This window comes from Hyphomicrobium sp. (assembly GCF_003987855.1).
GTDB lineage: Bacteria > Pseudomonadota > Alphaproteobacteria > Rhizobiales > Hyphomicrobiaceae > Hyphomicrobium_B.
The window spans coordinates 99,421-119,297 of sequence record NZ_RXIZ01000009.1 but is presented as its reverse complement, the minus strand read 5'-3'; the positions used below and the strand labels follow the sequence as shown (position 1 = coordinate 119,297).

Here is a 19,877-nt window from a genome sequence, read left to right as displayed (position 1 = left end):
GAAGCGGAGGATGAAGGCGGCTCGGATGTCGCGAACAACACGACGCTACGCTTCACAGTCAGAAACGTCGCCCTCCTGAACCTCACCTACTTCGGGATCGAATTCGCCGTTGCCCTCGCCATCGGCTCGGTCGCGTTGTTTGCCGATAGCGTCGACTTCCTGGAGGACGGCGCCATCAACCTCCTGATCCTTGCTGGTCTGGGCTTCACGGCCGCCGGCCGAGCAAAACTAGGCATGGTGCTCGCCGTCATTATCCTGGTGCCCGGATTGGCCACGCTTTGGACGGCTTGGCAGAATTTTTCGAATGGTCTCGTTCCGGAAGCGCTACCGATCACGATCACCGGTGCGGGTGCATTCGTCGTGAACTTCGTTTGCGCATGGCTGCTCGCGCCCTTCCGGCGCGCCGGCGGCAGCTTAACCCGGGCGGCCTTTCTTTCGGCCCGCAATGACGTGGCGGCGAACGTGGCGATCGTGATCGCGGGTCTGCTGACCGCCACCATGCACTCGCACTGGCCCGACCTGATCGTCGGGCTCGGAATTGCCCTCCTCAACGCGGGGGCTGCGAAGGAAGTCTATGAAGCCGCGCGCGAAGAGCACGCCACCGCCCGTTCTTGATATAGGGTAAGTTGCAGCTGCCGTGGCGCGATCTCGACAGGACGAGATGCTGCTTTGCAACGCCTTTCTCCATTGACCCTCCTGGCAGAATCGCGGCATCAAATCGGTAAGTGGTTGTATTGCCACGATCCACTTGAGAGTGCTCATACGGGAGCCGACATGAACATCATGCCCCAAAATCTAGATCGCCAGTCCGTCGACGCGGCCATCAGCACTATTGCCGAGGCCCAAGCCGAGATGTGTTTGGCGACCCGTGTGCGTCAGCTCTCGCGTATTGTCACGAGGGTCTACGATGATGCCTTGCGCCCACTTGGCATCACCGCAAGCCAATACACGCTGCTTGCCCAGCTCGCGTCTCGTGATGGCATCACCGCTGTCGAGATCGGACACGAACTCGACATCGAGAAATCCACCCTGTCGCGCAACTTGAAGCGCCTGTTGGCTCTTGGCCATATCATCATGGATCCTCCCGCCGGTCGGCGGGGACGCGGCCTGCACCTCACGCCCAAAGGTCAAGCCGTTTTGAAGGATGCCTATCCGATCTGGCAGGATGCGCAGCATCGCACGGTTGGCGCTATGGGGACGGATAGCCGCTCTGTCCTCGACAGCCTCCTTTCCCATGCCGAAGTTCTGGCAGCGGCCTGATCAGCAAGGCCGTTTGCACATTCACCTCTCTCTAGCTAGCCTTCTCGGGGCGCTCTGATCGGAGCGCCCCATTTTTCATGGCACGATACGAGGTGACGATTGTTCCCGGCCGATGTTCTGGACGATGCGAAGCGGCTCATCGACAGCCTGAAGGTTAAGCGGCGGACGCTAGCGACCGCGGAAAGCTGCACCGGCGGGCTGATCGCAGCTGCACTCACGGAAATCCCCGGGGCCTCTGACGTCTTCTACGGCGGCTTCGTTACCTATTCGAACGACGCCAAGGCGCAAATGATCGGCGTCGAGCGCACGCTCATCGATAACCATGGCGCGGTCAGCGAGGCCGTCGCTCACGCCATGGCTGATGGCGCGGTCCGCACCACCGGCGCCGACCTCGCCATCTCGGTCACCGGCATCGCAGGCCCCGGGGGAGGAAGTTCCCATAAGCCGGTTGGGCTGGTTTACATCGCAGTCGCCTCGGTATTTGATGCACCGCGGGTCGAACGGCACACATTCGGCGATGCCGGCCGCCAAGAAGTACGATTGGCCAGCCTCAGGGCGGCATTGAGGTTGCTCGAAGAGGCGGTGAAATGACCCGAAGCCCTCGGTTGCCTGGCACGATCACGAGGATTTCGCTCACCACAGTCATAGCTTGCGCGATTTCTCTCACGTCGGCTCAAGGCGCGGATCTCAGCGCGCGAGACGTCTCCACGCTTCTCTTTCGCGCCGCCCCTGGAAGTCATCCCTCGCTCGCCAATCGGGACCTCGCGCGCCTAGATCTTGCCGGGCTCGACTTCAAGAAGGCCGATCTTCGGAAGACGAATTTATTCGGTACCGATCTTACCGGCGCCGACCTGTCCGGAGCCGATCTCAAGGGCGCAAGTCTCGACAGGGTAACGCTGATCAGTGCGAAGCTTGACGGTGCGATGCTCGATGATGCTTCGATGATGCGGCCATCGACGACATCAACGCTATCGCCGATGGCCAATGAAGCACCGAGCCTCAAAGGGGCTTCCCTGAAGCGCGTCAAATTCTTCGGCGACTTTACCGGTGCAGACTTTTCGGGAGCCGATCTTACCGACTCCGTCTGCGCACCCAACAACCGCACGGGCTTCATCGAACACATCTGGCGGACAACGTTCTCCGGCGCGAACCTGTCCGGCACAAACCTGACCCGCGCCGACATGGGGCGCGCCCAGCTGAGCTTCGCGGTCATGAAGGGCGCGATCATGCAGGCCACGATGCTGCGAGAGGCGGATCTATCCGGTGCCGACCTCAGCGGGGCCGATCTGAGCGGTGCTGATCTCACGGGAGCCGATCTGACGGACGCCGACGTGACCGGCGCGAATTTGACCGGCGCGCATTTGCGCAATGCAAAGGGGCTTGAGACGCTAAAGGGGCTGTCGCTCACCAAGAACTTCGACAAGATCGTTCGCTGAGGCCGGGACGCCTCAGGTCGTTGGAGCGACCTTTGCCGACGGCGCGCCATAGACCTTCGCCGCGCGTTCTTCGAACGCCTGTGTGAAGCGCCGGAATGCCTGGTCGAACATCGATCCCATCAGAACGCCCAGCAATCGCGATCGAAATTCGTAATCGATGTAGAAGTCGACAACCGCGCCGGTCGGATCGTCCTTGAATTGCCAGCGGTTGTTCAGGCGCTTGAACGGCCCATCGAGATAGTTGACGTCGATCCGGCGTTCCGCGGGATTGGTGACGACCCGAGTCGTGAAGCTTTCCGCGATTGACTTGTATCCGACGCTCATCCGTGCGGTCAGATCCTCGCCCTCGCCTTGCGGACGGCGCGTCAGGACGACGAGACCAGTGCAGAGTGGCAGGAACTCCGGATACTTCTGGACGTCGGCGACGAGCGAGAACATCTGCTCGGCGGTAAATCGGACGTGGCGCTGGGTGGAGAAAGACGGCATGGCGCGCGACTTATGCCATAGCCCTGCACATGGCGAAATCCGCATCCTGGCGCACTTCACAGGGCATCGCCGGTTGGGACACTTAGGCGATCAAGCGCGCCAGGATTACGACGATAATGGCGCCGACAGCCGCCGTGATGACTTCGGTGACGAGCTGGTTTCCGATACCGAGGTTGATGCCGAGGACTTTGAACAGGTAGCCTCCAACGAACGCACCGATGACGCCTGTAATCAGATAGCGGATCAAGCCGTCTCCACCGACGACCAGAGAGGCGAGAAAACCAGCGACGATGCCAATCAAAGCAAAAACGATGAGATCGCGGGTCTGACTGTCCATTGCGTACTCCAAGGCGAGCTTAGTCCAGTGCCCCAGCACCGTGCGTAGCCCGGAAAAACCGGCTCACACGTGGCAGCGGGCGCCAAGGTACTGATTGAGAAGGTCGTTATACTTGTCAACGTCGGCGCGCTGGGTGGCATTCAGTTTGCCGCCATTGCTCGCGCGCTCCACCTGCGCGGGCACGCCCTTGGAGTCGAGGCGGTTGAGTTCGCTCCGGATGGAGCCGCACGACTGGCCGGGTGGGAGCGGACGAGCACCAGGATCGCCGCTGCCGCCTGCTGCACCGCCGCACCCCTGCAGCGCGCCCGAAAAGGCAGCTACTAAAACAACCGCTCGACAACCCCGCATCATTTGTCTCACTTGCTTGAAAACATAGCTACGCCAACGCGTTTTATCTCATCCGACTGGCGGAGAGACCATATGCTGAACGGCTTCGCAATCCCCCGTGGCGTTCCTGTGGCAGCGCAACAGCACTCACAGTTTTGAAATCCGCCCTCGGCGATCACAAGCCGAGGGCCGAAGCCCACTCCTTGCCCGATCAGTTCGGTGTCGTAGCGGGAGCTTGCGTGGCCGCCGGCGCTTGAGCTGCCGCCTGCGTTGTCGGCGCTGGCCCGCAGCGTGTCTGGAACTGCGCGTAGGCCTTGTTCAGTTCAGCCTGCTTCTGGAGCGCCGTGCGCTTGATCGAGACTTTGCTGGTCTTGCCTTCCGACGCCTGCTCGAGTTTCTCGATCGTGCCGTCAGACTTCAAGGCGTTGATCTGGCTCGTCAGTGACGCGCAAATCGGATCCGGCTTCGCAGCCGCCTGCGGCGCGATCGACGAGGTCGAAAGATCGAAGCCCGAATTCGCGCATCCACCTACCAGGGCCGCCGCCACGACGGCCAAACTTGCTTTGCCTAGAGAACCTAATGTCATGGCCCACCCCCACGAGTTGCACGCTCGCAACTCAACGCGCACGAACATCGTGCTTAGCGGGCTGGAGTCAGGGGGCGCAAGCGGCGGCAGCCCAGTCATCCCCGGCGGATAGCGGACCAACCGGCGGTATGTGTGGACATCGGGTCAAATGGTGCGAACTCGCAACAGCGAGGGAGTCGCTAGTGCGTAACGCGCTTGTTCACCTTGCCGTAGCTTCGAAGTTCGCTGCTGGGAAACGAAGAATCGAAACCCATGCGGAGCGCCTGGATTGATTTCTCCTCGCCGAGCTCGCCACTGAGCGCGGCCGCGCGGGCTATGTGGTGGCCGATCTGAGCCAGAACGCGCCCCCACTCTTCGAGCTGCGGACCGAAGGCTTCGCTATTAAGCGTCACGGCCAAAGATCCATCCGCTACCCAGGCGCGAATCAATTCGACGGCCTGTTCGGCTTCCGGCACGCCATCCGGGACGTCGAGTTCGAGGAGCGGCTCGGAATCGTAATGATCAGACATTGCCGGCGTACTCCTTCACTCAGCTGCCTCAGCAATGGATACTGCCGTACAATCAATGTGCGGCTCACCTGCGATGGCACCTGACCTCGCGATCTTAGAAAGCTGACAGTCAACTACGGTCTTTATCGGGCGACAATGATTTTGTCGTCGGCACGGACGTAACCCAACACATCGCGAGCAGTTTCTTCGACGATGTCGGCGTTTGGAATTTCCGGCGAGAGTAGTGCCACGTCATGGCGAAGTTTGGTGCGCACGGTCTCCAGCCCTTTGATCTCGAAATCGAGCAGAGCGGAGCGCTCCTGGAGGCTATTGCGGGCATCGATCCCGTGACGTCCGTACCGAATGTGATAGCTAAAGTAGGCCGTGAGCCCGATGCAGGCGATCGTGACCGAGAGCTGCTTGAGCAGCCACCAGGCTCCACGTCGACGATCAGGGGGGGTCGCGTACCGCACGCGCTTCGTCTCCGAAAGAGAAGCTCAAGCGGCATATAGGGGCTGGGGGACTTAAAGCGGGGTAAACCGTCAGTGCGCTCTGAGACCCCGAAGGACTAGAAGCGGTGCTTCACGGAGCCATGGATCGTCAGATCACGCTGGTCCTCGAGGTCCTGCGGACTGGCAAACCCGGGCGCAACTTTATTGTTATCCTCAGCCGCGCCATAAAGCAGGTCGAGGCCGAAATCCATCTTCGGCAAAGTGCCGATTTTTCCGAGGCCGGGAATGCGGATCTCGGTTCCTGTGTCGGTTTTTGAAGGAGCGGCTTCTTCCTGTTCCTGAGCTTTAGGCGCGTCGGGCACAGCTACGCCGCCGGGTATCGCGCCCCGCTGCTCTTCCATGGCGATAACAGTGGTGCCTTGGCTTACGGCAATCAATGCCGCCAGCGCGATGAGCACCAAGCTTAGCCGTCTCACGAATACCCCGCCATGCTTTGAAAGCACGCACATAACTCGATGTTGCGAGTTAGATAGCAGAAACTCAATGGCAATATCCCAGGGTTGTTTGCGTCCGCCACGTTTCTCGGGAGCGCTGTTGTAAGGTCGCCATATCGCTTTCGCGACACGCCGGCGAGCCAAAATCCCCTTGTTATCTAGACATTCACGAAAAGAACAAAAAGGGGCCGCCCGAAGGCGACCCCAAACATCTGCTCGCAAACGGGAGAGAGCGATCAGAATTTAATCAAACCACCGGCGATGACGGCCTGGAAGGTGTCGATGTCCTTCGTGCCGGTCGTGTTGAAGGTCACGTCGCCGTCACCCTGACGATACATCACGTAGAGATCCATCGCAGCCGGCTCAACGTTCTGCACTACGCCAACCGTCCAGAAGTTCAGCTTGGCATTGCGAATGAAGTCGTTGGCGCCAGTGTTGTTCGATGTCGGATTAGATCCGGCATCGTCGTGGCGATATTGACCGTAGATCGTGGTCTTACCAATCGGAAGCCACTTCTGCTCGATGCCACCCTGGATGAAGTACATCGAGTGATCGGCATCAAGACCAGCGACATCGCCAACAGGCGCGCCCGTCGAAAGAGGAGCGTTTTCGATAGCGTTGTCGTGAGTCTGGCCGTAGCCACCGTAAACGTAGATGCCTGTCGGAACGTGCATCACAGTCGCAGCAGCGCCGAAAAGTTCGCAATCCTGATGCTTTGTGGTGCTGCCCGGAGGACTAGAGAATGAGCTACCGTTGTTGTGGCAGGTAGCCGTGTTCTCATCGGCATTCTGGCCATAGCCAGCTTTGCCGAGAAGTTTGAAGTCGCCCCAAGTGTTGGCGTAGGTCAGCGACATGCCCCAGTTGTCATCTTCGCCCCAAGATGCCGTGAAGGTGAAGCCAGCGATCGTCGGCGAGTCGTAACGGACGATATTGCGGCGGCCATCCTGTCCCGGCGTATTGTTGTTGGGACCAGCCAGGAGGTTCGACCACGTTAGGCTGGACTTGATGCCAGCACCGCGGAGCTGGAAAGCACCCTGATAAACGCCATCAGCTTCCGCATCGTAGAAGTTGCGGGTGTTGGCAGCGTCAGCATCGTCGAGCACGTGGTACATAGCCGTGCCTTCGAGGCCGACCGTGACCTTGCCCAAATCCTTGCTCTTCAACCACCAGTTGCTCTTACGGACGGTGACGGTGTTGGAGTTGCTGCCGTCGGGCTGGCTCTGGGTGAACTGGTTCAGAGGCGCACCCTGGAGACCGAGTTCGAGGGTGTAACCGGCGGAGTAGCCAGGAGCGATCTGAGCCTCACCGACGAAGCGAACGCGCGACTGTTCGAGCGAGTTCGTGCCGACGTAGGCGTTGCTCTCGGTGCCGTCGTTCCACCACATGACTTGTTCATTCACCCAGCCGGAAACGGTGAGCGAAACCTTGCGGTTGCCCTTGCGAGCGGTGGTCGCTTCGAGTTCAGCAACGCGCTCTTCGAGATCAGCGCAGCAGTCCCCGCCCAGATCAGCAGCGGCAGCAGGCGTGTAGCTCGCAGCGGCCAGACCGAAAGCCGCCAGCAGCGCCCAGCGGCTGCTCGATAGTGATAATACCGATTTCATCGGTGCCCCTCTGTTTTTACAGACCCCAGATCACGAACGGCACGTAATCCCCTAGCGTGCCGGGCGTTGTCGCCTTATGCCCAGACGGCGTCGAAGCCATGTGGACAACTTGATCAACTGCTAACCATGCCAATTTAACAGATGCGTGACAGTTGGCCGCCAAACGCGTTGCATGTCCGCAACATCTGCCCTTTGGATAGTTTCTGTGTTTCAATAACAACAGTTTCGAGGTCTAAGGCTCGATGACAAAAGACATTTTTGACATTGCTGTCGCAGGAGCTGGTCCCGCCGGGCTTGCCGCGGGATTGGCAGCGGCGAAGTCCGGCCTCCGTACGGTGGTCATCGGGCCACCGCCCTCCATCAAGGACCGACGCACGTCCGCATTGTTCGGCGGCTCGATCGAATTGTTGAAGAAGCTCGCGAATTGGGAGCGTATCGAGCCTCAATCGGCGCCGTTGCGCGGCATTCGAATTGTAGATGCCGGCACAAGCTTCCTCCGAGCGCCGGAGGTCCTGTTCGAGGCGCGAGACGCGGGCTTGGAAGCCTTCGGCTTCAATATTCCAAACTTGATCCTAACTGAGGTATTGGAGGACGCAGCGGAGTCGAGCCTCACCCGCCTCCATGCCGCCGTCGCAACCATAAGTATCGAGCCGGATCAGGTTGATCTCGCAACGAGTGCGGGAACGGAAGTGTTCGCTCGGCTGGTCGTGGCTGCCGATGGTCGCGCATCAAGCACACGTTCAGCCGCCGGCATTGAGGTGGCACAGTGGGACTACCCCCAGTCGGCGCTCGTCGCCAGCTTCGCGCACACGCGCGATCATCGGGGCATCTCGACGGAGTTGCACCGCCATGTCGGGCCGCTCACCGTCGTCCCAGGGCCGGGTCTGACGTCCAACCTAGTCTGGATCGACACGCCCGACGAGGTGGCGCGGTTGCAAGAGTTTGATGATGCCACGTTCATTTACGAGCTCGAACAACGCCTTCGGGGACTCCTCGGCAGGCTGTCCGAGATGTCGCCTCGCCAGTCTTTCCGGTTGTCCGGCCAGACCGCAAAGTGCCTGGCGCGAAACCGGGTGATCGTCGCCGGCGAGGCAGCCCACGTTATTCCCCCCATCGGAGCGCAGGGCCTCAACCTCTCGTTTCGAGACGCGGCTACGATCGCAGACATCATCGGCGAAGCCAGGGAAAGCGGCAGCGATATTGGAGGCGAAGCGACCCTCAGCCGCTACGATAAGGCTCGCCGCGCCGACATCGGCACGCGCGTGTTTGCCGTCGACGTGCTCAATCGCTCGCTCTTGAGCAACATTCCGGGCGTGAGCCTCGCCCGCGGTCTTGGCCTGTTTGCGCTCGCCTCCAGTCCCTCTCTCAGGGCAAGAGTGATGCGCGAGGGCATCACGCCGTTTGCATCGAACCCGCGGCTGATGCATTCGGACGTATCGGACTTTCGCGCCGGCTGAAAACCCGTTGTACAGGCTTGACGGGAGCATGACGGGCGGAGCATCTCCCTGCACGATCCGTTCACGAACAAGGAGTCCGGTCGCTGTCTTCTACTGAAAATTCCCGGCTGCGCGATCTACAGTTCAGACTGGAATACGTGCTCCTGCGCATCATCGTCGGCATCGTTCGCGCCGTGCCTTTGGACGCCGCTACGCACCTCTCCGCGTGGTGCTGGCGTAGACTGGCACCCATCATCAATCCGAAGCGCCATCAGCGCGCCCTGGAAAACTTGCAGATCGCCTTTCCGGAAAAAACGGAAAAAGAGCGTGAAGCCATCGCGCTCGCACACTGGGAGAACCTGGGGCGCGTAATGGCAGAGACTATGCGGATCGATCAGATTATCGCCGAGCCGTCCCGCCTTGTGATCAAGAACCCTGAAGTCTTCAACCGGTACGCAAGCAAGCTCGGGCCGATCGTCGGTGCATCCCTGCACATGGGAAATTGGGAGCTTGCGATCTGGCCGTTGACGATCGCGGGAGCCAACCCGGCTTGCGTCTACCGGTCCGTGAACAACCCCTATATCGACAGTTACATTCGCTATACGCGCCGCGATCTTTATCCGGGCGGACTGTTCGGACGTGGCCGGGTCGAAGGCGATCATGATGAAAGTCAGAAGACCGCGCGCGTCATCATGGATTACGTGCGAACAGGCGGCCGCCTCGGCGTCGTTTGTGATCTCTACGACCGCACGGGCCTTCCCGTCCCCTTCTTTGGCAAGGATGCGCGCACCGTCGCAATTCCGGTGATGATCGCGCGACGCGTCGGTGCGCGGATATGGATGTCGCGTTGCATGCGGGTGGGCACCGACAGCCGCTTCGAAATTGAGCTCAAAGAACTTCGCCTGCCTCGCACAAAAAATCACGGCGAGGACGTCAAGTGGGCGATTGCAGAAATGACCCGGCAGTTCGAGGAGTGGGTTCGCGAGTTGCCCGAGCAATGGATGTGGTCGAACCGGCGCTGGAAGTAGAATCGGCGGGTTAGAACGCTCGGAACCGTGCGAAGCCCCGAAGCGTTTTGTTGGGTTGAACCACGATGGAGCGCGGAATGAGCGACGCCCTGAGCCCGTTACGCCTGGCTATCGTTCTGATGGGGCTATTGCTTCCGACAGTGGCGCTCATCCCCCTCGGAAGCCTCTGGCTCTGGCAGCACGGCTATCTCATTTATTGGGCCGTTGCTACTCTGATATGCACCGCGGTCGCGTTCGCATTCGAGCGCAGGACACTTGGAAAACCCGGGAAGATCGCCACGGCCGAAACGCCATCGCAGGAGGTGCTTCCGCCGGGCGTGATGCCGGACGCCGGTGTCGAAGGCGACTCCATGCGGTCCGCGGCGACGTCAGCGGTCGAGGTATTTGCGAAGAACTCCAATTCGCGCACCATCGCGACGTGGAATGATCTCCTCAACACCGGGCTCGAGACCGTCGAGCTCGTCGCCAAGGTCTACCATCCTTCTGACAAGGACCCGATGCTGCATTTCACGGTGCCGGAAGCGCTGACGCTCGTTGAACAGGTCAGCGGTCGACTGCGGCCCGTGTTCGAGGGGACCATTCCGCTTGGCAATCGGCTGACGGTCGCGCAATTTGCGCAGGTGTATCGTTGGCGCGGCATCTACGATGTGGCCGGACGGGCTTGGTCCGTTTGGCGTGTTGCTCGGCTCCTCAATCCGGCAACCGCAGTGACTTACGAAATGCGCGAGCGCCTTTCGAGTTCTCTTTTCCAGTGGTTGAAGGGAAGCATCTCGGGACGCTTGGTGCGCGCTTACATTCACGAGGTGGGTGAAGCGGCGATTGATCTCTATAGCGGCGAGTTGCGCAAGAGTTCCGCGGCACGTAAGGCGAAGGGATAGGCCCACCCAAATCAAAAACCGCCGGCTGTCGATCGACAACCGGCGGGAAGTTAAATCTCGTCTCTTATATCGTTCTTAGGATTTCCAGAGCGCGCCGACGACGAAACCGACGGCGGCTGCCATCAAAAGCGTCGTTACGGGTTGATCTTTGACCGAACGGTCGATTGCGCTCTTCACGGTGCTGGCGACCTCGCCGGCCTGACGGCTAGCCTGGCCCGCGATCTCTTGAGCGCGATCCGAGGCTTCATCGTACGTCTGCTTGGCCTTACTCTTGAGGTCTTCGACTGTGCCAGACCCATACTGGGAGGCGGATGGTGAAGCCATTTGGGAAACTCCGTTGGTTGCAACTCCTCACGTGCAACGCAGAGCGCAAGCGGAAGGTTTCACGGTATCAAAGTAGAGACTGCTGAGCAGAGACACGAACGCGTGACCTGCTTCGGGCTAAGCTCTTTCTGCGGCAGCCCACCGCAGATCTGGAGGCACCGCTTCGTTGGCAAGCGCCGTTAACGCCTCATCGAGACCAAGCACAGTCTGGTCCTGAGAGCCGAGGCGGCGGACCGAGACCTTCTTCTCTTCGGCCTCGCGCTTTCCGACCACGAGGATCACCGGCACCTTCGTCAGCGAATGCTCGCGGACTTTGAGGTTGATCTTTTCGTTGCGAAGGTCCGTTTCGACGCGCAGGCCCAGCGCCCTCGCCTTCTCGGCAACGTGGACGGCATAATCGTTGGCGTCGGAAACGATCGGCGCGACGACGATCTGCAGCGGCGCGAGCCACAGCGGAAAATGGCCTGCGAAGTTCTCGATGAGGATGCCGGTGAAGCGTTCGAGCGAGCCGAAGATCGCGCGGTGGATCATTACCGGAGTCTTTTTCTCCGACTTCTCGTCGATGTAGAACGCGCCGAGACGGCCTGCGAGATTGAAGTCGACCTGCGTGGTGCCGCACTGCCAGTCGCGGCCGATGGCGTCGCGCAGCACGTACTCGAGCTTGGGCCCGTAGAATGCGCCCTCACCAGGCTGAATCTCAGTCTTGATCTGATCGTTCGAGCGGCGCTTCACTTCGTCGAGCACATCACTCAGCGCCTTCTCCGCCTTATCCCAAAGCTCATCAGAGCCGACGCGCTTCTCCGGCCGCAGCGATAGCTTGATGACGATGTTCTCGAAGCCGAAGTCCTTATAAATCGAAAGCAGCAGATCGTTGATCTTGAGACATTCCTCCATGATCTGATGCTCAGTCAGGAAGATGTGGGCGTCGTCCTGCGTGAAGTGGCGCACGCGCAGCATGCCGTGCAGCGCGCCCGATGGCTCGTAGCGATGCACCTTGCCGAATTCGGCAATGCGCAGCGGCAGATCGCGATAGCTCTTCAGGCCGTTCTTGTAGATCTGTACGTGGCCTGGGCAGTTCATCGGCTTGCAGCAGAACACCCGCTCGTCCGGCAGGACGGTCGTGAACATGTTCTCACCGTAGTTCTCCCAGTGGCCCGAAAGCTCCCAGAAGTGCTTCTCCATCATGTCCGGGGTGTTGACCTCGGTGTAGCCGGCGCGCGCCTGTTGACGGCGCATGTACGCGATCAAGGTCTGGAACAAAGTCCAACCCTTCGGATGCCAGAACACAGAGCCAGGCGCTTCTTCCTGGAAATGGAAGAGATCCATCTCGCGGCCGAGTTTGCGGTGATCGCGCTTCTCGGCTTCCTCAAGCTGATGCAGGTAAGCCTTCAGCTTATCCTCGGTCGCAAATGCGGTCCCGTAGATGCGCTGAAGCTGCGGTTTCGTTGAATCGCCGCGCCAGTAGGCGCCCGCGAACTTCATCAGCTTGAACGCCTTGCCAACTTGTCCCGTCGACGTCATGTGCGGGCCGCGGCAGAGATCGAGCCATTCGCCCTGCTTGTAGATCTTGAGGTCCTGATCCTCGGGGATCGCGTCGACAAGCTCGACCTTGAAGTATTCGCCCTTGTCTTTGAAGAACTCCTTCGCCTTGTTGCGCGACCAGACTTCCTTGGTGAAAGGCGCGTTCTTGGCGATGATCTCGCCCATGCGCTTTTCGATCTTCGGAATGTCTTCCGGCTCGAAGGGCTGCTGCTTGGCGAAGTCGTAATAGAAGCCGTTGTCAATGACCGGACCGATGGTCACCTGCGTGCCTGGCCAGATCGACTGCACCGCTTCGGCAAGGACGTGCGCGGCATCGTGCCGGATAAGCTCCAAGGCTGCCGGATCTGTCCGCGAGACGAAATTGATCGAAGCGTCCTGATTGATCGGATCGGCAAGGTCCGCCAGCGCGCCGTTGAGCTGCATGGCGACCGTGCGCTTGGCCAGAGATGGCGATATCGACTTTGCGATTTCGAGGCCCGTGGTTCCCGCTTGCACCTGGCGCTGTTTGCCGTCGGGGAACGTAATGGTGACGTCAGTCATCGTGGCCTCCTTTGCTCACTCGCCGCAAACGGACGCGGCGTAAGACGATTTCGACCGGCGTAATGGGGTGGGATGAGGCCCAAGTCAAGCCAGGGCAAGCAACGGGCAGTTTACGGTGGCTACCGCCAGCGGCCGTACCGCCAGGGCTTGAATGGGTGGCTGACGTTCCGGATGTCCGGCACAGGATCTACCCCGTGCGTCCCGCCCGGACCGCAGCGCACGAACCGCGAGAATGTCAGCCAGAAGCCGCGCCATGCCCCGTTCAGCTCAATGGCCTGAAGGCCGTATTCCGAGCACGTCGGCCAGTGCCGGCACTGACTGCCGACCATCCATTTGAAGCTGTAGCGATAAAGGTGGATCGGCGCCTTCAGCAACGTTTTTGCAAGCCTGGAACTCATGAGGCCAGAAGAGCGCGTTCCGTCAAACTGAAGCAAGGATTAAGCGCGCTGGGCCTCAGGGAGCCGGCGCGGGAGCCTTTGAAGGTCCTGGCGCCGCCGGGGCGGCCGCTTGCCCAGCCGCCTTCGCCGTTTCCAATTCCTTTTGCAACGAGGTGATCTGCGCCTTCAGGCTGTCGATCTCGCCGCGGAGTGCCGCTGCGGCCGATTCCGCATCTGCTTTAGCTTTGTTCGCTACGTCCAGATCGGATTTGACCTTGTTCGCAGCTTCATCGGCGGCTGCGAGCCGGCCCTTCAGTTCTTCGCCGGCGCTGGCAAGTTTTGCCCTGAGATCGTCATTCTCTTTCTTGAGCGCCGCGGCGCGGTTGTCCAACTCGGAGACCTTGCCCATCGCCGTCGAAACGTCGGCCTTGCTTTCGTCGGCCTGCCGCTGCGCTTCCCCTACCGCAGCTTTAAGTCGGTCGATCTCGTCCTGTGACGATTTCCTGACTTCAGCGGCATCATCGACAGCTTTGCGCAGAGACGTTACTTCGCCGCGCATCGCGGTCAGTTCGCCATCGGCCGCGCTCTTCTGCTGCCATCCATAAATTGCGACCACAGCCAGGATCGCAATGACAGCCCACTTCAGCGCGCTTGTCGACGAGGCAGCACCGTCCGTGCGCGCGCCACTATCGTTATCCTGCGCCGACATTTAGATCTCCGTTGTGCTCTAAAGTTTATTTTGTTCGACCGGTTTGGCGTTCGTCCGTCAGTATTTTTCAAGCGCGCTGCGGGCGGTCGACGGTGACTTCTACCCTCAGTTTTTCCTGAACCGGAAGTACCATCGACACTCCAGCAACAAGAAATCCGCCGGGTATCGTAAGCGCGCCGCGTGACGTCGGGATATCTCCAAGCCGGATATAGAGCACGACACTCAATCGCCGTCGATTGGGGTGGCGGGTCCTCCGGCACGCCCAGGCAGGAATAATTGCGGTAAAGGTTAGCGCGCGGTCTGAAGCCGCGCCTCGTTTTTGGCGAGCGCTTCGTCGAGCGCCTTTTCGACCGCGTCGAAGACAAGCAGGGTAGAAGCATGCCGGGCTTTATAGTTTCGCACCGGCTCCAGCACCCCGAGGTCGGCCCAGCGCCCGTTTGGCGGCATACCGTTCTCCTTGAGCATGGACCGCATCTCCCGGCCGATGCTCCGCAGCTCGTCCGGGGTCGAGCCGACAATTTCCCGCGCCATGACAGATGACGATGCCTGTCCCAGCAGGCAGGCCTTGACCGACTGTCCGTACTCACTGACCCGTCCGTCTTTGAGCTTAAGATCGACGGTCACGGTCGACCCGCACAGCTTGGAGTGCGCAATCGCCGTCCCGTCCGGCTCCGGCAGACGGTCAGTATGGGAGATCGCCCCGGCAAGTTCGAGGATCCGCGTGTTGTAGATCTCATCAAGATTGGCCATGGCGGTCCGGTTTAGGTCTTAGGTACTTAGGGTTTGCTTGGAGCGGGCTTTTTCGCAGCCACTGCTGCGCAGCTTCCGGTCGCCATATATAAGCAGGGCTCGCCGCAAATGCGAGATGGCGGCAGAAGCGCGCTGACTTAGAACTCCCGAGGTCCTCATTCCCTATGACTGAAACGATCGAAACCACCCGCAGCTTCGAACCGCGTTTTAGTCCGGACGGGCTTATCCCCGCGATCGTCACGGATAGACGCACCGGCGATGTCCTCATGTTTGCTTACATGAACAAAGAGGCTCTTGACGAGACGATCGCCAGTGGGATCGCCCATTTCTGGAGCCGCTCGCGCGGCAAACTCTGGAAGAAGGGCGAAGAGAGCGGCAATCTTCTTCAGGTCGCGGACATCCGGACCGATTGCGATCAGGATGTCGTGTGGCTTGCGGCGGATGTTCAGGGCGATGGAGTTGCCTGTCACACCGGTGCGCGATCCTGCTTCTATCGCCGCGTCGTGCAAAGACCTTCGGGCGAGCCCGCCCTGGAGTTCGCCGACCTTCCCTCGCCGAAAGAGACGTCTAAGTGAGGGCTTCATGGTGCGATCGAGCATTACCGATGCGCGCATTCATACCTCGCTTACCTATTAGTAGTGGGACCTTAATCGCGCAGCGCTAGCCTTGCCTTCGAGGACGACCCTAGCGCGCCAGCGTGGCCGTAGTGGGCTCCTCTCGGAGTGCCGCATATGGGCAAGTCCAACGTTCGGATCGGATTGGCGCTTGGTGGCGGGGCGGCCCGCGGGTGGGCTCACATCGGAGTTTTGCGCGCACTCGAACGCGCTGGGATCAGGCCAGACGTCATCGCCGGCACTTCCATTGGAGCCGTCGTCGGCGGCTGCTACGCAGCCGGCCATCTCGATGTTCTGGAGCGATGGGCGTGCGAGCTGACGCCCAAAAGGATTTTTGGCTACCTGGATTTCAATCTCGCGGGTACGGGCCTCATCAGTGGGCAAAAACTGTGTGAGCGCCTGGAACAGCACCTTGGCGACCGTAACATCGAAGACCTAGACACCCACTTCACTGCCGTCGCCACCGAGATCGGCACGGGGCACGAGCATTGGCTGTCGCGCGGCCGGCTGGTGGATGCGGTTCGCGCCTCCTATGCGCTTCCCGGGATCTTCAAGCCAGTTAAGGTCGGCGGCCGTTGGCTTTTCGACGGCGCCCTCGTCAATCCCATTCCAGTTTCTGTCTGCCGGGCGCTCGGCGCGCGCTATGTCATCGCCGTCAATCTGAACTTCGACGTTCTGGGCCGCGGCAGCGTACTCGCCTCGCCCGAAGCGTTGATCTCGGAAGCCGACGAAGAATTGCGCAATGCAGCGGCTGCGGAGACAGCTGGCAAAAAAGGCGTGCGCGCCCTACTTCAGCGCCAGATCCTGGGCAAGGGCGATGGAGCACCCGGCATCTCGACCGTGATGGTTGATGCACTTAACATTGTGCAGGATCGGATCGCGCGTTCGCGCCTTGCAGGCGATCCACCAGACACGATGCTTTCACCGCGCCTGCAAGACGTTGGCCTCTTCGATTTTCATCGTGCACAGGAATCGATTGAAAGGGGAATGCATGCCGTGGAGCGGCAGCTCGACGACATGCTGAGCGAGATTGCGACGTGCGAACCGAAACGTGTTCGCAGGGAGCTCGAACCAATATCCGCCGGCGACGTTCAGCCCGTCGCCAAGTAATCACGCATCGCGGTAACTTCGAGTTCGACCTCGGCGGTATGGTACTTCACCACGTCGCCGATCGATATGATGCCCACGAGCGCACCATTCTCCATCACTGGCATATGGCGGAAGCGTCCCTTGGTCATGGTGTCCATGATCTCTTCAAGCGTGCAATCACGCGTGCACGAAATCACGTTCCGCGTCATGCCGAGACTGGCTGGCATGTCGAGTGCCTTTGCTCCGTGCTCTGCGATGAGTCTGATGATATCCCGTTCGGAAATGATGCCGGCGACGTTGGCGCCTTCCAAGATAATGATCGCACCGATTTTCTTGCTTGCAAGACGCAACGTGATTTCATGAAGCGTGTCGTCGGGGGATGCCGTCATCACCCCGCGAGGCTTCGATTTCAAAATTTGTCCGATGATCATTTTTCAGCCTCGGTCCTTGGAACGTTGCGCCGAACTGAAGTCGCGGCGGCCCGCCTGCTCGCCACTTGAAAGGCCGCAAGCCTGCCCGGTCTTCCGCCGGCATTCCGCTGCGATTTCTCACCCAATATTTAAATCCGCTCTTGCGGCGGAATGACCTGAAGGCTGAGGCAATTCAGCGGCGATTGCAAGCGTTCAATCCAGATCATCTTCAGAACGTTCCGTATTTTGCGGCGCACTCATCTCTGGGCGATCGAACAAGCCAAAAGCCAAAAGGCCAAAGAGATATCCGCCGATGTGGGCTTCCCATGCGACGGCGCCCGCTTCACCCATCTTGCCGAACCCGACGATGGCCAGAAGATTGATTGCGAGGAAGACAATCGAGGCGAGAACGATACGCCGATCACGGAGCGTCTGCCCAATCGAGAGCGCTGGAATGGCCGCCGGATTGTGGCGAAGCAAATAGCCTTCGCCGCGGTCAATTCCGTTGAACAGAAAGCGCATGACGCCGCCCATCATCGCCGACACCGCGCCCGAGGCACCAATAACGGGGGCCGCAAGGCCGGGATTGAGCAACAGGAACACCAGCGCTCCCGTTACACCGCCGCAGATCGAGAACAGGATGAAGCGCCAGGCACCCATTCGCGAACAGAGCACCGACCCGAACGCGAGCAGCCAGATGCCATTGAACGCCAGGTGCATAAGATCGGCATGAACCAGCATGTGCGTGACGAACGAGGTTACTTCGGCCGTAACACCTCCCGGCAATTCGGCCGCGAGCCCCGAGTAGCGCGCCGGGATGAAGGCAAGTGCCAACAGCCACCACGTGAAGTCGTCAGGCGACAGCATCGACATGACGACGTGCACGGCGATCAGCACCGCGAGAGTGCCGATGACGGCGCCGGGGGCGTTAAAGATTCTTTCTCTCTGCACGTCGTCGTCCCAGTTTGAGGCGGCCAAGCCTGTCTAGCGTGAACGGGCGTTGTTAACGGTTCGTCCGACGCCGAGCAACATTGCACGAAATGAGTGTCCCGGACTTCCGCCGGCGATGGCACGAAGGCTGCTCCCCTCACTTGGTATGGGAGCGACGCAGCAAAAGCGTGCTCCGAAATGGCACGGGAAGCCTCAAGCGGCATCCCGGCCAACGTGAATGCGGAGTTAATTCAGGTGAGCATGCAAGAAGCTGTTAGTCAGTCGTTGTTCGCGTATTGGAATGGTCTTCGAGGCAATCGGCCGGCGCCGAAGCGTTTCGAGATCGATCCTTCGCGGATTGCCAATCACCTGCCCAACACCTTCATTCTGGAGCGCCACGATGCTGGCGACCTGCGGTTTCGGCTCGCCGGAACACGTATCGCAGATGCCCTCGGCGTCGAACTCCGCGGCACGAATTTGTTCGACCTATTCAACAGCGAGGATGCACGCGCGCTCCAGGATCGGACCGACGTGATCGCAGAGCAATGTGCGGTCGGGGTCTTCCGCATGTCCGCGGTCAACCCGGAAGGCCGCTCGGCATCTTTCGAAATGCTGATCCTGCCGCTCGTTCACACTCAAGATACCGTTGATCGCTTCCTGGGCTCCATCGTACCGCTGGATAAACCCGATTGGCTCGGAACCTCCGTTCTCACCAACCGCGCGCTGACCGATCACCTTCTCGTCTGGCCCGATCGCGCGCTCGGCATTGCTCACTCCGACCGCCAGTTGCCATTCCAGCCAATCCGTCGGGAAGCTAGGATCGTCCGTTCCGCGCGGCGGCAGTTCCGCGTGTACGACGGCGGCCTGTGCCAAGCGGAAGAACGATAATCTTCTTTTAATACATAACCTTCGCAATCCGCGCGCCCACCGAATTTGGGGCGCCGGTTAGAACTTAATTAAGGAGGATGCCCGCATAATTCAGGCGGGCGTACTTCGTACTCAAGCGCGAAGACCCGTCCGACGAGCCTTTAATCGGGATTTCACGGGACGGCCATGGCTGTGCACTCGAGCATCATCCGGGATATGCGGCATCAGCCAGATGCGCTGAAGACCGGCGATCACCGCAAGCACAGGCGGCTCCCCCTCTCACTCGCTGGCCGCTTCATGCGCGCCGATCGTTCCGAGTACGATTGCCGGATGCGAGACGTGTCGGTCGGCAGCGCCGGCGTCGTGGCGGATACCGTTCCCGAAACGGGCGAACGCATCGTCGCCTACTTCGAACATTTGGGCGGAGTTGAGGGCGTTGTAGCTAGAATTACTCCGGATGGTTTCGCATTCGTTTTCAAAGTCACCGAGCACAAGCGCGAAAAACTCGCCGCGCAGATTATGTGGCTCGTCAATAGAGATGACTTCCCCGAAGCAGCCGGCAGGCGTCACGAACGCATCGGAACTGGTGGCCGACGTACGACGTTGAAGGTCGAGGAAGGGGTCATTATCGACGTGGAACTGCTCGATCTTTCAGCATCTGGCGCGTCTATCGGCACGCCAGCGCGGCCGCCGCTGGGCAGTTTGGTCATAGTGGGCAAAACACGGGCAATTGTTCGGCGTCACCACGCCCACGGCATTGGACTTCAGTTTCTCTCACTTCTTTCGCCTGACGCCTTGCGCGACAGGTTTCCTTGATCGTCTTCGCGTTGGTTGTGTGATGCCTCAAATCGCTCGCCGAGTTGCCAAAATCCTAAAGTTAAATTTTTATACGAATTTGGCGCGAATGGCGCGGCGG

The 19,877-nt window shown here is 60.1% G+C and carries 26 protein-coding genes; 11 read left to right on the top strand and 15 right to left on the bottom strand.

All coding sequences use genetic code 11. The features are described from left to right. The 4 genes from EKK30_RS09350 to EKK30_RS09335 all read left to right on the top strand — a co-directional run. On the top strand, positions 1–615 hold a 615-nt coding region (locus tag EKK30_RS09350), incomplete at its 5' end, for a cation transporter (RefSeq protein WP_290983704.1). 159 nt (positions 616–774) lie between these two features. Continuing rightward, positions 775–1,260 (top strand): MarR family winged helix-turn-helix transcriptional regulator, encoded by a 486-nt coding sequence (locus EKK30_RS09345; RefSeq protein ID WP_290983701.1) that lies wholly within the window; start codon positions 775–777, stop codon positions 1,258–1,260. Positions 1,261–1,359: 99 nt separating this feature from the next. Beyond that, complete coding sequence (locus EKK30_RS09340; RefSeq protein WP_290983698.1) at positions 1,360–1,851, top strand: CinA family protein; 492 nt, start codon at positions 1,360–1,362, stop codon at positions 1,849–1,851. Continuing rightward, entirely contained in the window at positions 1,848–2,696 is an 849-nt protein-coding gene (locus EKK30_RS09335; protein ID WP_290983695.1) for a pentapeptide repeat-containing protein, read from the top strand. Before EKK30_RS09340 ends, EKK30_RS09335 begins: the two co-directional genes overlap by 4 nt. A 12-nt stretch (positions 2,697–2,708) precedes the next feature. Here EKK30_RS09335 and EKK30_RS09330 read toward each other — a convergent pair whose 3' ends face one another. From EKK30_RS09330 to EKK30_RS09295, 8 genes are all read right to left on the bottom strand, one after another. Beyond that, positions 2,709–3,182: a type II toxin-antitoxin system RatA family toxin gene (locus EKK30_RS09330; protein ID WP_290983692.1), complete on the bottom strand. Its 474-nt coding sequence runs from the start codon at positions 3,180–3,182 to the stop codon at positions 2,709–2,711. Positions 3,183–3,264: 82 nt separating this feature from the next. After that, complete coding sequence (locus EKK30_RS09325) at positions 3,265–3,519, bottom strand: GlsB/YeaQ/YmgE family stress response membrane protein (protein ID WP_290983689.1); 255 nt, start codon at positions 3,517–3,519, stop codon at positions 3,265–3,267. Positions 3,520–3,582: 63 nt separating this feature from the next. Then, positions 3,583–3,870, bottom strand: a complete 288-nt coding sequence (locus EKK30_RS09320; protein ID WP_290983686.1) for a hypothetical protein — start codon at positions 3,868–3,870, stop codon at positions 3,583–3,585. Between the two features lie 187 nt (positions 3,871–4,057). After that, positions 4,058–4,432 carry a hypothetical protein gene (locus EKK30_RS09315; protein ID WP_290983683.1) on the bottom strand — a complete coding sequence of 125 codons (375 nt, stop codon included), beginning with the start codon at positions 4,430–4,432 and terminating at the stop codon, positions 4,058–4,060. A gap of 179 nt (positions 4,433–4,611) precedes the next feature. Further along, a complete protein-coding gene (locus EKK30_RS09310) occupies positions 4,612–4,941 on the bottom strand; it encodes a DUF5076 domain-containing protein (protein ID WP_290983680.1) in 330 nt (109 codons plus the stop codon). A gap of 122 nt (positions 4,942–5,063) precedes the next feature. Beyond that, the gene (locus EKK30_RS09305) at positions 5,064–5,393 is read right to left on the bottom strand and encodes a septum formation initiator family protein (protein WP_290983677.1); all 330 of its coding nucleotides are present in this window, start codon (positions 5,391–5,393) and stop codon (positions 5,064–5,066) included. 95 nt (positions 5,394–5,488) lie between these two features. Then, positions 5,489–5,848, bottom strand: coding sequence for a hypothetical protein (locus EKK30_RS09300; RefSeq protein WP_290983674.1), 360 nt, complete (start codon positions 5,846–5,848; stop codon positions 5,489–5,491). Between the two features lie 254 nt (positions 5,849–6,102). Next, positions 6,103–7,467, bottom strand: a complete 1,365-nt coding sequence (locus EKK30_RS09295; protein ID WP_290983671.1) for a porin — start codon at positions 7,465–7,467, stop codon at positions 6,103–6,105. A 242-nt stretch (positions 7,468–7,709) separates the two neighbouring features. On the opposite strand from EKK30_RS09295, the gene EKK30_RS09290 reads away from it, so the two are divergent. The 3 genes from EKK30_RS09290 to EKK30_RS09280 all read left to right on the top strand — a co-directional run bounded on the left by EKK30_RS09290 (position 7,710) and on the right by EKK30_RS09280 (position 10,809). Then, positions 7,710–8,924 carry an FAD-dependent monooxygenase gene (locus EKK30_RS09290; protein ID WP_290983668.1) on the top strand — a complete coding sequence of 405 codons (1,215 nt, stop codon included), beginning with the start codon at positions 7,710–7,712 and terminating at the stop codon, positions 8,922–8,924. A 137-nt stretch (positions 8,925–9,061) separates the two neighbouring features. Continuing rightward, on the top strand, positions 9,062–9,931 hold the full coding sequence (locus EKK30_RS09285) for a lipid A biosynthesis acyltransferase (RefSeq protein ID WP_290983635.1): 870 nt from the start codon (positions 9,062–9,064) through the stop codon (positions 9,929–9,931). Between the two features lie 77 nt (positions 9,932–10,008). Then, positions 10,009–10,809 carry a GTP-binding protein HSR1 gene (locus EKK30_RS09280; RefSeq protein ID WP_290983629.1) on the top strand — a complete coding sequence of 267 codons (801 nt, stop codon included), beginning with the start codon at positions 10,009–10,011 and terminating at the stop codon, positions 10,807–10,809. Positions 10,810–10,884: 75 nt separating this feature from the next. Here EKK30_RS09280 and EKK30_RS09275 read toward each other — a convergent pair whose 3' ends face one another. The 5 genes from EKK30_RS09275 to EKK30_RS09255 form a co-directional block, all read right to left on the bottom strand. Further along, positions 10,885–11,133: a hypothetical protein gene (locus tag EKK30_RS09275; RefSeq protein ID WP_290983627.1), complete on the bottom strand. Its 249-nt coding sequence runs from the start codon at positions 11,131–11,133 to the stop codon at positions 10,885–10,887. 117 nt (positions 11,134–11,250) lie between these two features. Next, positions 11,251–13,215: a threonine--tRNA ligase gene (thrS, locus tag EKK30_RS09270; protein WP_290983625.1), complete on the bottom strand. Its 1,965-nt coding sequence runs from the start codon at positions 13,213–13,215 to the stop codon at positions 11,251–11,253. Between the two features lie 119 nt (positions 13,216–13,334). Beyond that, on the bottom strand, positions 13,335–13,613 hold the full coding sequence (yidD, locus tag EKK30_RS09265; RefSeq protein WP_290983623.1) for a membrane protein insertion efficiency factor YidD: 279 nt from the start codon (positions 13,611–13,613) through the stop codon (positions 13,335–13,337). A gap of 55 nt (positions 13,614–13,668) precedes the next feature. Beyond that, the gene (locus EKK30_RS09260) at positions 13,669–14,301 is read right to left on the bottom strand and encodes a hypothetical protein (protein ID WP_290983621.1); all 633 of its coding nucleotides are present in this window, start codon (positions 14,299–14,301) and stop codon (positions 13,669–13,671) included. Between the two features lie 288 nt (positions 14,302–14,589). Continuing rightward, entirely contained in the window at positions 14,590–15,051 is a 462-nt protein-coding gene (locus EKK30_RS09255; protein ID WP_290983619.1) for an iron-sulfur cluster assembly scaffold protein, read from the bottom strand. 164 nt (positions 15,052–15,215) lie between these two features. Here EKK30_RS09255 and hisI point away from each other — a divergent pair, with 164 nt between their 5' ends. Together hisI and EKK30_RS09245 are read left to right on the top strand one after the other, a co-directional pair. After that, on the top strand, positions 15,216–15,626 hold the full coding sequence (hisI, locus tag EKK30_RS09250) for a phosphoribosyl-AMP cyclohydrolase (protein WP_290983617.1): 411 nt from the start codon (positions 15,216–15,218) through the stop codon (positions 15,624–15,626). Between the two features lie 156 nt (positions 15,627–15,782). Continuing rightward, complete coding sequence (locus EKK30_RS09245; protein ID WP_290983615.1) at positions 15,783–16,775, top strand: patatin-like phospholipase family protein; 993 nt, start codon at positions 15,783–15,785, stop codon at positions 16,773–16,775. Here the strand turns inward: EKK30_RS09245 and EKK30_RS09240 are convergent. Then, on the bottom strand, positions 16,757–17,185 hold the full coding sequence (locus EKK30_RS09240) for a CBS domain-containing protein (protein ID WP_290983613.1): 429 nt from the start codon (positions 17,183–17,185) through the stop codon (positions 16,757–16,759). The two genes, EKK30_RS09245 and EKK30_RS09240, sit on opposite strands and share 19 nt — an antisense overlap. Before the next feature lie 192 nt (positions 17,186–17,377). Further along, on the bottom strand, positions 17,378–18,115 hold the full coding sequence (locus tag EKK30_RS09235; protein ID WP_290983611.1) for a rhomboid family intramembrane serine protease: 738 nt from the start codon (positions 18,113–18,115) through the stop codon (positions 17,378–17,380). Positions 18,116–18,355: 240 nt separating this feature from the next. Between EKK30_RS09235 and EKK30_RS09230 the strand changes: the two genes are divergently transcribed. Together EKK30_RS09230 and EKK30_RS09225 are read left to right on the top strand one after the other, a co-directional pair. Further along, positions 18,356–18,982, top strand: a complete 627-nt coding sequence (locus tag EKK30_RS09230; protein WP_290983710.1) for a PAS domain-containing protein — start codon at positions 18,356–18,358, stop codon at positions 18,980–18,982. Between the two features lie 165 nt (positions 18,983–19,147). Continuing rightward, positions 19,148–19,777, top strand: coding sequence for a PilZ domain-containing protein (locus EKK30_RS09225; protein WP_290983609.1), 630 nt, complete (start codon positions 19,148–19,150; stop codon positions 19,775–19,777). Positions 19,778–19,877: the final 100 nt, after the last annotated feature.

What these genes read in the sequence shown, in the direction of transcription:
- EKK30_RS09345 (WP_290983701.1), top strand. Translation starts at nt 775, where the DNA reads ATGAACATCATGCCCCAAAATCTAGATCGCCAGTCCGTCGACGCGGCC.
- EKK30_RS09335 (WP_290983695.1), top strand. Translation starts at nt 1,848, where the DNA reads ATGACCCGAAGCCCTCGGTTGCCTGGCACGATCACGAGGATTTCGCTC.
- EKK30_RS09330 (WP_290983692.1), bottom strand. Translation starts at nt 3,182, where the DNA reads ATGCCGTCTTTCTCCACCCAGCGCCACGTCCGATTTACCGCCGAGCAG.
- EKK30_RS09325 (WP_290983689.1), bottom strand. Translation starts at nt 3,519, where the DNA reads ATGGACAGTCAGACCCGCGATCTCATCGTTTTTGCTTTGATTGGCATC.
- EKK30_RS09320 (WP_290983686.1), bottom strand. Translation starts at nt 3,870, where the DNA reads ATGATGCGGGGTTGTCGAGCGGTTGTTTTAGTAGCTGCCTTTTCGGGC.
- EKK30_RS09315 (WP_290983683.1), bottom strand. Translation starts at nt 4,432, where the DNA reads ATGACATTAGGTTCTCTAGGCAAAGCAAGTTTGGCCGTCGTGGCGGCG.
- EKK30_RS09310 (WP_290983680.1), bottom strand. Translation starts at nt 4,941, where the DNA reads ATGTCTGATCATTACGATTCCGAGCCGCTCCTCGAACTCGACGTCCCG.
- EKK30_RS09295 (WP_290983671.1), bottom strand. Translation starts at nt 7,467, where the DNA reads ATGAAATCGGTATTATCACTATCGAGCAGCCGCTGGGCGCTGCTGGCG.
- EKK30_RS09290 (WP_290983668.1), top strand. Translation starts at nt 7,710, where the DNA reads ATGACAAAAGACATTTTTGACATTGCTGTCGCAGGAGCTGGTCCCGCC.
- EKK30_RS09280 (WP_290983629.1), top strand. Translation starts at nt 10,009, where the DNA reads ATGAGCGACGCCCTGAGCCCGTTACGCCTGGCTATCGTTCTGATGGGG.
- EKK30_RS09275 (WP_290983627.1), bottom strand. Translation starts at nt 11,133, where the DNA reads ATGGCTTCACCATCCGCCTCCCAGTATGGGTCTGGCACAGTCGAAGAC.
- thrS (WP_290983625.1), bottom strand. Translation starts at nt 13,215, where the DNA reads ATGACTGACGTCACCATTACGTTCCCCGACGGCAAACAGCGCCAGGTG.
- yidD (WP_290983623.1), bottom strand. Translation starts at nt 13,613, where the DNA reads ATGAGTTCCAGGCTTGCAAAAACGTTGCTGAAGGCGCCGATCCACCTT.
- EKK30_RS09260 (WP_290983621.1), bottom strand. Translation starts at nt 14,301, where the DNA reads ATGTCGGCGCAGGATAACGATAGTGGCGCGCGCACGGACGGTGCTGCC.
- EKK30_RS09255 (WP_290983619.1), bottom strand. Translation starts at nt 15,051, where the DNA reads ATGGCCAATCTTGATGAGATCTACAACACGCGGATCCTCGAACTTGCC.
- hisI (WP_290983617.1), top strand. Translation starts at nt 15,216, where the DNA reads ATGACTGAAACGATCGAAACCACCCGCAGCTTCGAACCGCGTTTTAGT.
- EKK30_RS09245 (WP_290983615.1), top strand. Translation starts at nt 15,783, where the DNA reads ATGGGCAAGTCCAACGTTCGGATCGGATTGGCGCTTGGTGGCGGGGCG.
- EKK30_RS09240 (WP_290983613.1), bottom strand. Translation starts at nt 17,185, where the DNA reads ATGATCATCGGACAAATTTTGAAATCGAAGCCTCGCGGGGTGATGACG.
- EKK30_RS09230 (WP_290983710.1), top strand. Translation starts at nt 18,356, where the DNA reads ATGCAAGAAGCTGTTAGTCAGTCGTTGTTCGCGTATTGGAATGGTCTT.
- EKK30_RS09225 (WP_290983609.1), top strand. Translation starts at nt 19,148, where the DNA reads ATGGCTGTGCACTCGAGCATCATCCGGGATATGCGGCATCAGCCAGAT.